Annotated in this window: 1 protein-coding gene; it reads right to left on the bottom strand. The window is 67.4% G+C overall.

Features of this window, described 5'->3' with window-relative positions:
• The coding region (locus ACFPMG_RS23850) for a calcium-binding protein (protein WP_376997712.1) at positions 1-737 on the bottom strand (737 nt) is incomplete at both ends.

Below are 737 nucleotides of genomic sequence, written 5' to 3'. Positions count from 1 at the left end.
GTCCAGGCTGTCGTTGCCCGCCCCGCCCCACAGGGAGTCGGCGCCGCCGTTGCCGACGAGCGTGTCGGCGAGCGCCAGGCCGTAAAGCGTGTCGCTGCCGGCACTGCCAAGGATCGAGACCTGCTCGACGTTCCAGAAGTTGATGTAGTTCCAGCTGTTGTTGATGTAGGCGCCGTACTCAAACCGCACCGCATCCTGCAGCTTCACATTGTATTGATTGTTGTTGGCATCATAGAGATTGGTCACGGTGGAGTAATAGGAGCCGGCTGAAAAGTCGATGGTGATCCGGTCGGTGCCGTCTCCGCCATCGACGCTGTCGTTGCCGAGCCCGAGGGCAAACACGTCGTTGCCGGCGCCACCGCTGATGCTGTCGCTGCCTGTTCCGGTGTTCGTGACGGTGTCGTTGCCGCTGCCCAGCGTCAGCCACAGCTCTTCGACTCCCGCAACCCGCAGCCGGTTCGTCACCGTCCAGGCCGCGGCGGACGCCCCGTCGTTGGCGATCGACACCGCGGTGGTGACCGACGACAGGTCGGCGACCAGCCGGTCGGTGCCGGCACCGCCGTCGACGGTGTCGCTGCCGGTCCCGACGATGATCAGGTCGTTGCCGGCGCCGCCGACCAGCGCATCGTCGCCCGCACCGCCGTCCAGCGTGTCGTTGCCGTCGCCGCCGTCCAGGCTGTCGTTGCCCGCCCCGCCCCACAGGGAGTCGGCGCCGCCGTTGCCGACGAGCGTGTCGG

It is taken from the genome of Azospirillum himalayense (assembly GCF_042657465.1).
GTDB classification, from domain to species: Bacteria; Pseudomonadota; Alphaproteobacteria; order Azospirillales; family Azospirillaceae; genus Azospirillum; species Azospirillum himalayense.
The sequence above is the reverse complement of the archived record's forward strand: the minus strand, read 5'-3'. Positions and strand labels throughout refer to the sequence as shown.